This window comes from Streptomyces mangrovisoli (assembly GCF_000974985.2).
Classification (GTDB): Bacteria; Actinomycetota; Actinomycetes; order Streptomycetales; family Streptomycetaceae; genus Streptomyces; species Streptomyces mangrovisoli.
The window spans coordinates 22,229-30,547 of record NZ_LAVA02000102.1 but is presented as its reverse complement, the minus strand read 5'-3'; the positions used below and the strand labels follow the sequence as shown (position 1 = coordinate 30,547).

The following is an 8,319-nucleotide window of genomic DNA, read 5'->3' as shown; positions in this document are numbered from 1 at the left end:
GTCTGAGGGTCGTCCTCGGGCCGGTGGGGGGTGTTTGCGCAGTTCCCCGCGCCCCTTTTGGGGGTGGGCGGGGGATGGTGGGTCAGAGGAGGCCGTGGCGGGGTGGGAGGGTGCCGTTGAGGACGTAGCGGCCGATGTGCTGGATCTTCCAGCGGGGCGGGTCGTGCAGGGTGTGCGTGCGGGCGTCGCGCCAGTACCGGTTCAGGTTGAGCGAGGTGAGCGCGGAGCGGGTGCCGGACACCTCGAACAGCGCGCTCGCCACGTCCACCGCCGCACCGGCGGCGTGCACCTTGGCCGCGGCGACCGCGACGGACGCCTCCGCCGCCGACGCGTCGGTGAGCCCGGCGCGGGCCGCGTCGACCGCGCGGGCGGCCTCCCGCAGCAGCGCCTCGGACGCCCGCACCTGGACGGCGAGTTCGCCGAACCGCTGGATCAGCAGCGGGTCCTCGGCGGCGGTGTCCAGGCCGCTCTCGAACCAGGGGCGGCTGCTGGTGCGCACGAACGCGGCCGCCTCGTCGAGCGCCCCGCCCGCGATCCCCACATCGATGGCGGCGTGCAGCAACTGGGCCACGGCGCCGTGCAGTTGCGGGCCCTCGAAGGTGAGGTGGTGCGGCAGCACGCGGTCGGCGGGCACCGCCACGGCGTCCAGGCGGACGGTGCCGCTGGCGGTGGTGCGCTGGCCCATGCCCTCCCAGTCGTCGACGACCGTCACACCGGGCGCGTCCCGGGGGACGTAGGCCACGTGCAGCTTGTCGTCCGCGGCCCGGGCCAGGACCGGGATCCAGTCCGCGAACAGGGCGCCGGTGGAGTAGTGCTTGACGCCGGTCAGCAGGTGGGAGCCGTCGGGCTGCGGGGTCAGCCGGGTGCGGATGTCCTGCACGTGCCTGGTCCCGGCCTCCGACTGGGCGTTGCCGAAGCGGCGCCCCGCGAGCAGTTCGGCGAAGAAGAACTTCTGCTGTTCGGGCGTGCCTTGACGGCGGATCACATTGACGTAGACGAAGTGGCTCTGCGGAATCTGGGCGAGGCCGGCGTCCGCGGCGGCCAGCAGCCGGAAGATCTCCGCGAGGGTGAGGGCGTCGACGTCGGCGCCGCCGTGCTCGGCCGGCACGGTGACGGCGAGCAGTCCGGACGCGGACAGCCGCGCCACTTCCTCGCGCGGCAGGCGGCGTTCGAGGTCGCGCGCCGAGGCCCCGGTGCGGAACTCCGCGGCGAGGGCGGCGGCGACGGCGAGCGCCTCGGCGGCGTCGGCGATCACATGGGCGGGCACGGCGCTCAGCTCGCCGCGGCCAGGAACGGCGTGCGGCCGAGGGCCGCGGAGAACTGGTCGACCACCTGGGCGAGCGCCTCGTCGGCGGCCGGGCTGACCCCGATCGTGCCGTCGTCGTGCACGGTGATGTCCTTGTCGAGGGTGAACCAGCCCTGCACGATGTGCGCGGCGCCCATGGAGTTGAGCACGGGCCGCAGCGCGTAGTCGATGGCCAGGACGTGGGCGACGGAGCCGCCGGTGGCGAGCGGCAGCACGGTCTTTCCGGTGAGGGCGTACTGCGGGAGCAGGTCGAGCAGCGCCTTCAGCACCCCGGAATAGGAGGCCTTGTAGACCGGGGTGCCGACGACCACGCCGTCCGCACGCTCGAAAAGTTCGGCCGCCTCGACGATCGCGGGGTGCCGGAAGTCGGCGCCGAGCAGGGCCTCGGCGGGGACGGTGCGCACGTCGAGCGGGATCACCTCGTGGCCCTGGGCGGTCAGCCGCCGGTCCAGGTGGCGCAGCAGGCGGTTGGTGCGGGAGGAGACGGAGGGGCTGCCGGAGACGGAGAGGACGGTGGCCATGGGTTCACTTTCGGGACGGCGGGGCGACGGGAGGGTGACGGGACGGCGGGGCGGCTGGGTCGGGCGGGCGTGGGCCGGTCAGGCGTGGGTCGCGGTCGGCTCGAACTCGGGTTGGGCTGCCTCGAGTTCGCGGACCAGGGGCAGTACCCTCCGGCCGAAGTACTCGACCTCTTCGTGGTAGTGCAGGAAGCCGAGCAGGAGCAGGTCGACGCCGAGCCGGCGGTAGGCGACGATCCGTTCGGCGATCTGCTCGGGGGTGCCGATGAGACCGGTGCGGAAGCCGTCGTTGTACTGCACGAGGTCCTCGAAGGTGGAGTCCTCCCACATCCCCTTGCCGTCGCCGGTCGACCGGCCCGCCTGCTTGACCGCGGCCCCGAATCCGGCGACCGCCTCGGTGTCGGCGCGGGCGACGATCTCGCGCAGGGTGTCGCGGGCCTCTGCCTCCGTGTCGCGGGCGATGAGGAAGGCGTTGAGGCCGAACCTGGGCGCCGTACGGCCCGCCCGGTCCGCGGCCGTGCGGACGTCGGCGATCTGCTCGGTGACGCCGTCGAAGTCGCGGCCGTTGGAGAAGTACCAGTCGGAGACGCGGCCGGCCATCTCGCGGGCGGCGGTGGAGTTGCCGCCCTGGAAGATCTCCGGGTGCGGGCGCCCGGCCGCGGCGAGCGGCTTGGGCTTGAGTGAGAAGTCGCGCAACCGGTAGAAGTCCCCGGCGAGTTCGGCGTGGTCCTCGGTCCAGATGCGGCGCAGGGCGGTGATGAACTCCTCGGAGCGGCGGTACCGCTCGTCGTGCTCCAGCCAGGGTTCGCCGAGGGCGGTGAACTCGCCCTTGAACCAGCCCGACACGACGTTCACGGCGAAGCGGCCGCCGGACAGGTGGTCCGCGGTGGCGCCGAACTTGGCGAGGACACCGGGGTGCCACAGACCGGGATGGACGGCGGCGATGACCTTGAGCCGCTGGGTGGCGAGCAGCAGGGCGAGGCTGAAGCTGGTCGACTCGTGCTGGTACTCGGCCCCGTAACTGGCCATGTAGCGGACCTGGCTGAGCGCGTACTCGAAGCCGTTGTTCTCGGCGAGCACGGCGAGTTCGCGGTTGTAGTCGTAGCCCCAGTCGGTGCGCTGCTCGATCCGGCTGGTGACCAGTCCCCCGCTGACATTGGGGACCCAGTAGGCGAATTTCACGGGTGCGGACATGCGGAACTCCTGTCGCGGGCCGATTTCGGGCGCACGGAATCGCACCGGGTGCCGGGCGGCGGTGAATTCAGGCGGCGGCCGAATGGGAAGGGAGGAAGAAATGCTGCGGTGCGGCGGGCCGGGGCACGGCTGTGCGTGCGGGAAGGGGCGCGGGCACGACTCGGTCCGGGGAACGACCTGCGGAAGGACGTGCCAGAACGCGGCGGATCGGGGGGATCAGGCCGCGGCGCGACAGGAGGCGCTGGAGACACGCGCGAGGTCGACGTGGCGTCGCCGCGTGAGGTCCAGTCGCATCGTCATGCCGTCGATCGTGGCAGCCGCCGGGGAAGGCAGTCAAGGAAAACCCGACCGGTCTCGTATCGCGGACCATTGAATTTCACGAAGGTGTGACAGGGAATCCCTTGAACCGGGCGTCTTCGCGGCCGCATTCTCCGGACATGCGGACGGAACAGCTGGAATACATCGCGGCGGTGACCCGGCTCGGCTCGCTGCGCCGCGCCGCGGAGGAACTGCGGCTCTCGCAGCCCGCGTTGAGCGAGACCGTACGGAACCTGGAGCGCGAGCTGGGGGTCGACCTGCTGGAGCGCAAACGGTCCGGGGCCACGATGAGCGCGGCGGGGCGGGAGTTGCTGCCGCGGATCGCCGACGTGCTGGACGCGGTGGACCGGCTGCGGGCGGCGGCGGGCGAGCAGCAGCGCATCAGCCGCATGGTGCGGGTGGGCACGGTGAACGCGGCGACGGTTCCGCTGCTGATCCCCGTCGTGCGGGAGTTCCGTGCCACGCACCCGCTCACCCAGGTCGAGGTGGTCGCCGCGCAGCAGACCGACATCCACCGGGGACTGGCGGAGGGCGGTTTCGATCTCGGGCTCGTCAACCATCTCGACGGCGACGACCATCCGGCGGGCTTCGACTCGACCGAACTGCTCGACGGGCGCCCGGTGGTGTGCGTGCGCCCCGACAGCCCGCTCGCCGCGTCGGCCGAGGTGACGGTCGACGATCTGCTCCGGGTGCCGCTGATCGCCATGCGGTCCGGCTATGTGATGCACCGGTACGTCCACCGGCTGCTGGCCGGCCGCGCCCCGGCGTTCTCCTACTCCACCGACGGCGCCGAGATGGGCAAGCTGATGGTCGCGGAGGGGCTGGGGGCGACGGTGCTGCCCGACTTCAGCGTGGTCGGGGATCCGCTGGAGCGGCTCGGCGCGATCGTGCACCGGCCGATCGCGGGGGACGCCACGCGAGTGCGGCTGATGCTCCAGCGGCGGCGGGCGGAATCGGTGCCGCGGGCGGCGGGGGATCTGTACGAGGCGTTTGTGCGGCGGGGCGCGTCCGCTGGTTAGGGAGTGTGTGCGCAGTTCCCCGCGCCCCTGAGGGGGCGGATCAGCCGGCGACGGGTATGTCAGGTCACTTGCCGTCGTGGGGTGGTACGACCACCAGGAACGCGTCGCTGTCCAGGTCCATCACCACGGTGGCGGGCTGGCCCTCGGCTCGGCGGCGTGCCGCGTACTCCTCGGCCGGCCACGACCCGCGCGGAGCTCCCGCCGGGAACCGCTGCAACACCTTCACGCCCATGGCGGCGCCACCTCCCACACCGTCTGCGTACGGAGAACGAACCGTTCGGGATTCGTGGGGTTCGTCTGCCCGCCCGGCGGGCGATCATGTCCCCCGCGTGCGACTCTTCTCCGCGCGGGGTGACGGGTGCATGACCCCGGACGGGAGGACCCGGTGGCCGCATCCGCCGGGCCCGCGCCCGCGGAAGCGTTCCCGGGGAGGGACGGGAGAGCGAGACAGGGACGGGGGCCGGCGTACGGCGAGAGGCGTGAGCGATGAGCGGTGACGGGCTGCGGCGGCCGCTGCGCTGTCTGGTGACCGGCGCGACGGGGTACATCGGCGGCCGGCTCGTTCCCGAGCTGCTCGACGCCGGCCACCGGGTGCGCTGTCTGGCGCGCTCGCCCGAGCGGCTGCGCGACCACCCCTGGACGGGCGACGCCGAGGTGGTGCGCGGGGACGTCACGGACGCCGCCTCCCTCGGCGCCGCCCTCGAAGACGTCGACGTGGCGTACTACCTCGTGCACGCCCTGGGGTCGGGCCCCGACTTCGAGGAGACCGACCGCCGGGCCGCGCGGATCTTCGCCGAGCGGGCGCGGGCGGCCGGGGTACGGCGCATCGTCTACCTCGGCGGTCTCACCCCCGCCGGAGTGCCCGCGGACCGGCTCTCCCCGCATCTGCGCTCCCGGGCCGAGGTGGGGCGCATCCTGCTGGCCTCGGGCGTGCCGACCGCGGTGCTGCGCGCCGCGGTGATCATCGGCTCCGGCTCGGCGTCCTTCGAGATGCTGCGCTACCTCACCGAACGGCTGCCGGTGATGGTCACACCGAGCTGGGTGCACACCCGGATCCAGCCGATCGCCGTACGGGACGTGCTGCGGCTGCTGGTCGCGTGCGCCGACCTGCCGCCGGACGTCAGCCGGACCTTCGACATCGGCGGTCCGGACATCCTGACGTACCGCGAGATGATGAGCCGCTACGCGGCCGTCGCCGGGCTGCCGCGCCGGATCGTGCTGCCGGTGCCCGTGCTCACGCCGGGTCTGTCCAGCCACTGGGTCGGGCTGGTGACTCCGGTGCCTGCGTCCATCGCCCGGCCGCTGACCGAGTCGCTGCGGCACGAGGTGGTGTGCCGCGAACACGACCTCGCCCGGCTCGTGCCGGATCCCCCCGGGCATCCGATCGGCTTCGACGAGGCCGTACGGCTCGCGCTCCAGCGGGTGCGCGAGGCGCGCGTGACCACCCGCTGGTCCAACGCCTCGGTGCCGGGCGCGCCCAGCGATCCACTGCCCACCGACCCCGACTGGGCCGGCGGCAGCCTGTACGAGGACTGCCGCGGGCGCGAGGTCGGCGCGCCGGACCGCGCGGTGTGGCGGGTCGTCGAGGGCATCGGCGGGGAGAACGGCTGGTACTCGTTTCCGCTCGCGTGGGCGCTGCGGGGCTGGCTGGACCGGCTGGTCGGCGGGGTCGGGCTGCGGCGCGGGCGGCGGGACGCGCAGCGGCTGCGGGTCGGCGACTCGCTGGACTTCTGGCGGGTCGAGGAGATCGAGCCGGGGCGGCTGCTGCGGCTGCGGGCCGAGATGCGGCTGCCCGGCCTCGCCTGGCTGGAACTGCGCGTCGAGCCGGACGGCACCGGCCGCGCCCGCTACCGCCAGCGCGCCCTGTTCCACCCCCGCGGCCTGCTCGGCCACGCGTACTGGTGGTCGGTGTCCCCCTTCCACGCCGTCGTCTTCGGCGGCATGGCCCGCAACATCGCCCGCGCGGCAGAACGGGAACCGCTGCGCGAGGGCTCGGCAGGGTAGGGACGGTGCGCGTGGGCGGACTCGGCCGGGGGGACGCGGCACGTCGGCGGACCCAGCCGGGGGACGCGGCACGTCGACCTGCGTCGGCGGGGGACGCGGCGCGCCGGCTCGGCGACGGACGCCCCACGTCGGCCGACGCGGGCGAGGGACCCCACGCCTCGACCGACGGCGCGGGGGACACCGCACGCCGACCCGGCCGGGTACGGGACACCGCGTCGGCCCGCTCGGGGCGCAGCCCACTGGGCGCCTCGGAGCGGCGAAGCCCGCCGTGCGTCGGCTCACGGCGCGCACCGACGTCGGCATCGGCTCTCGCGGGCCGGCGCGTCGCGCGGGCCCGTCCGAGGAAGCTCGCCTCACCTCGGCCGCCGCATGTCGGGCGAGAGCCGGCGGCGCGGAGCGGAGGGCGCGCCGCCTCGACTCGGTCGGGCCGGCAACGGGACCCCCGGGCCGGCCGGACCCACCCGCGCACCGGCCGCGCCGGCCGCAACGCCCAGCCCCGGCGGACGAGCCGCCCGCATCCGGGAACGGGGTTGGGCCCGAAACAGGTCGTCGTCCGTACCGTCCCGACCCGGAGTCGCACCATGAACGTCTCGGTCGTCCTGTTCACCGCCGATCTGCGCCTGCACGACCATCCGCCGCTGCGGGCGGCCGCGGGCGGTGGGCGGCAGGTGGTGCCGCTGTTCGTGCGCGACCGCGGGGTGGCGGACGCCGGGTTCGGCTGCGCCAACCGGCTGGCCTTTCTGGCCGACTGTCTGGCCGACCTCGACGCGGGTCTCAGGGAGCGCGGCGGGCGGCTCGTCGTGCGCTCCGGCGACGTCGTGGACGAGGTCGCCAAGGTGGTCGCGGAGACGGACGCGGACGAGGTGCACATGGCGGCCGACGTCAGCGCGTACGCGCACCGCAGGGAGGAGCGGCTGCGCGCCGCGCTGGAGGCGGACGGGCGGCGCCTGCACGTGCACGACACGGTGACCACCGCCGTCGCGCCCGGCGCGGTCACCCCCGCCGGGTCGGACCACTTCGCCGTGTTCACGCCGTACTTCCGGCACTGGGACCGGCATCCGTCGCGTGACGTCCTCGGCGCGCCCCGCGCCGTGCGCGTGCCGGACGGCGTCGGCTCGGAGCCGCTGCCCGCCCGCGAGGACGTCTCCGGGACCTCCCCCGGTCTCGCGGCGGGCGGCGAGCGGGAGGCCCGCAAGCGGCTGACGGCCTGGCTGCGCGACGGGATCGGCGCCTACGAGGACCGGCACGACGACCTCCCGGGCGACGCGACCAGCCGGCTCTCCCCGCATCTGCACTTCGGCACGCTCTCCCCCGTCGAGGCCGTCCACCGGGCGCGCGAGGCCGGCGGTCCGGGCGCCGAGGCGTTCGTACGGCAGCTCGCCTGGCGCGACTTCCACCGCCAGGTGCTCGCGGCGCGGCCGGCGTCGTCCGCCGCCGACTACCGCACCCGGCACGACCGTTGGCGTTCGGAGCGCGACGCCCGCGACGACATCGAGGCGTGGCGGGAGGGCCGTACGGGATATCCGGTCGTGGACGCGGCGATGCGGCAACTGCGCCACGAGGGCTGGATGCACAACCGCGGCCGACTGCTCGTCGCGAGCTTCCTCACCAAGACGCTCTACGTCGACTGGCGCGTCGGTGCCCGGCACTTCCTGGACCTGCTGGTGGACGGGGACGTCGCCAACAACCAGCTGAACTGGCAGTGGACCGCAGGCACGGGCACCGACACCCGGCCCAACCGGGTCCTCAACCCGGTTCTCCAGTCCAGGCGTTACGACCCCGACGGCACGTACATCCGCCGCTGGGTGCCCGAACTCGCGGGCCTCGACCGGGCATTCGTGCACGAGCCGTGGAAGCTGCGCGGCCTGGACCGCGCCGCCGTCGACTACCCGGACCCGATCGTCGACCTCGCGGAGGGCCTCGAACGCTTCAAGCGGGCCCGCGACCGGGACTGAGGGGA

At 74.1% G+C, this 8,319-nt stretch carries 8 protein-coding genes; 3 read left to right on the top strand and 5 right to left on the bottom strand.

Going from position 1 to position 8,319, the window contains the following annotated elements; translation table 11 throughout:
* Positions 1–82: 82 nt before the first annotated feature.
* From WN71_RS33890 to WN71_RS43535, 4 genes are all read right to left on the bottom strand, one after another.
* Complete coding sequence (locus tag WN71_RS33890; protein ID WP_046592262.1) at positions 83–1,267, bottom strand: SfnB family sulfur acquisition oxidoreductase; 1,185 nt, start codon at positions 1,265–1,267, stop codon at positions 83–85.
* Positions 1,268–1,272: 5 nt separating this feature from the next.
* Positions 1,273–1,827, bottom strand: a complete 555-nt coding sequence (gene ssuE / locus WN71_RS33885) for an NADPH-dependent FMN reductase (protein ID WP_046592261.1) — start codon at positions 1,825–1,827, stop codon at positions 1,273–1,275.
* 78 nt (positions 1,828–1,905) lie between these two features.
* Positions 1,906–3,018 carry a dimethylsulfone monooxygenase SfnG gene (sfnG, locus tag WN71_RS33880; protein ID WP_046592260.1) on the bottom strand — a complete coding sequence of 371 codons (1,113 nt, stop codon included), beginning with the start codon at positions 3,016–3,018 and terminating at the stop codon, positions 1,906–1,908.
* Positions 3,019–3,234: 216 nt separating this feature from the next.
* Positions 3,235–3,312, bottom strand: coding sequence for a putative leader peptide (locus tag WN71_RS43535; protein ID WP_351405193.1), 78 nt, complete (start codon positions 3,310–3,312; stop codon positions 3,235–3,237).
* Positions 3,313–3,455: 143 nt separating this feature from the next.
* Here WN71_RS43535 and WN71_RS33875 point away from each other — a divergent pair, with 143 nt between their 5' ends.
* The gene (locus WN71_RS33875; protein ID WP_046592259.1) at positions 3,456–4,355 is read left to right on the top strand and encodes a LysR family transcriptional regulator; all 900 of its coding nucleotides are present in this window, start codon (positions 3,456–3,458) and stop codon (positions 4,353–4,355) included.
* A gap of 64 nt (positions 4,356–4,419) precedes the next feature.
* On the opposite strand, the gene WN71_RS42075 is transcribed toward WN71_RS33875, so the two are convergent.
* On the bottom strand, positions 4,420–4,587 hold the full coding sequence (locus WN71_RS42075) for a hypothetical protein (RefSeq protein ID WP_167382988.1): 168 nt from the start codon (positions 4,585–4,587) through the stop codon (positions 4,420–4,422).
* A 254-nt stretch (positions 4,588–4,841) separates the two neighbouring features.
* On the opposite strand from WN71_RS42075, the gene WN71_RS33870 reads away from it, so the two are divergent.
* Entirely contained in the window at positions 4,842–6,359 is a 1,518-nt protein-coding gene (locus WN71_RS33870; protein WP_046592258.1) for an SDR family oxidoreductase, read from the top strand.
* A 581-nt stretch (positions 6,360–6,940) separates the two neighbouring features.
* A complete protein-coding gene (locus WN71_RS33865) occupies positions 6,941–8,314 on the top strand; it encodes a cryptochrome/photolyase family protein (RefSeq protein WP_046592257.1) in 1,374 nt (457 codons plus the stop codon).
* Positions 8,315–8,319: the final 5 nt, after the last annotated feature.

Bases quoted from the DNA above. Each gene is read 5' to 3' on its own strand.
- ssuE (WP_046592261.1), bottom strand. From the start codon at position 1,827: ATGGCCACCGTCCTCTCCGTCTCCGGCAGCCCCTCCGTCTCCTCCCGC.
- sfnG (WP_046592260.1), bottom strand. From the start codon at position 3,018: ATGTCCGCACCCGTGAAATTCGCCTACTGGGTCCCCAATGTCAGCGGG.
- WN71_RS43535 (WP_351405193.1), bottom strand. From the start codon at position 3,312: ATGCGACTGGACCTCACGCGGCGACGCCACGTCGACCTCGCGCGTGTC.
- WN71_RS33875 (WP_046592259.1), top strand. From the start codon at position 3,456: ATGCGGACGGAACAGCTGGAATACATCGCGGCGGTGACCCGGCTCGGC.
- WN71_RS42075 (WP_167382988.1), bottom strand. From the start codon at position 4,587: ATGGGCGTGAAGGTGTTGCAGCGGTTCCCGGCGGGAGCTCCGCGCGGG.
- WN71_RS33870 (WP_046592258.1), top strand. From the start codon at position 4,842: ATGAGCGGTGACGGGCTGCGGCGGCCGCTGCGCTGTCTGGTGACCGGC.
- WN71_RS33865 (WP_046592257.1), top strand. From the start codon at position 6,941: ATGAACGTCTCGGTCGTCCTGTTCACCGCCGATCTGCGCCTGCACGAC.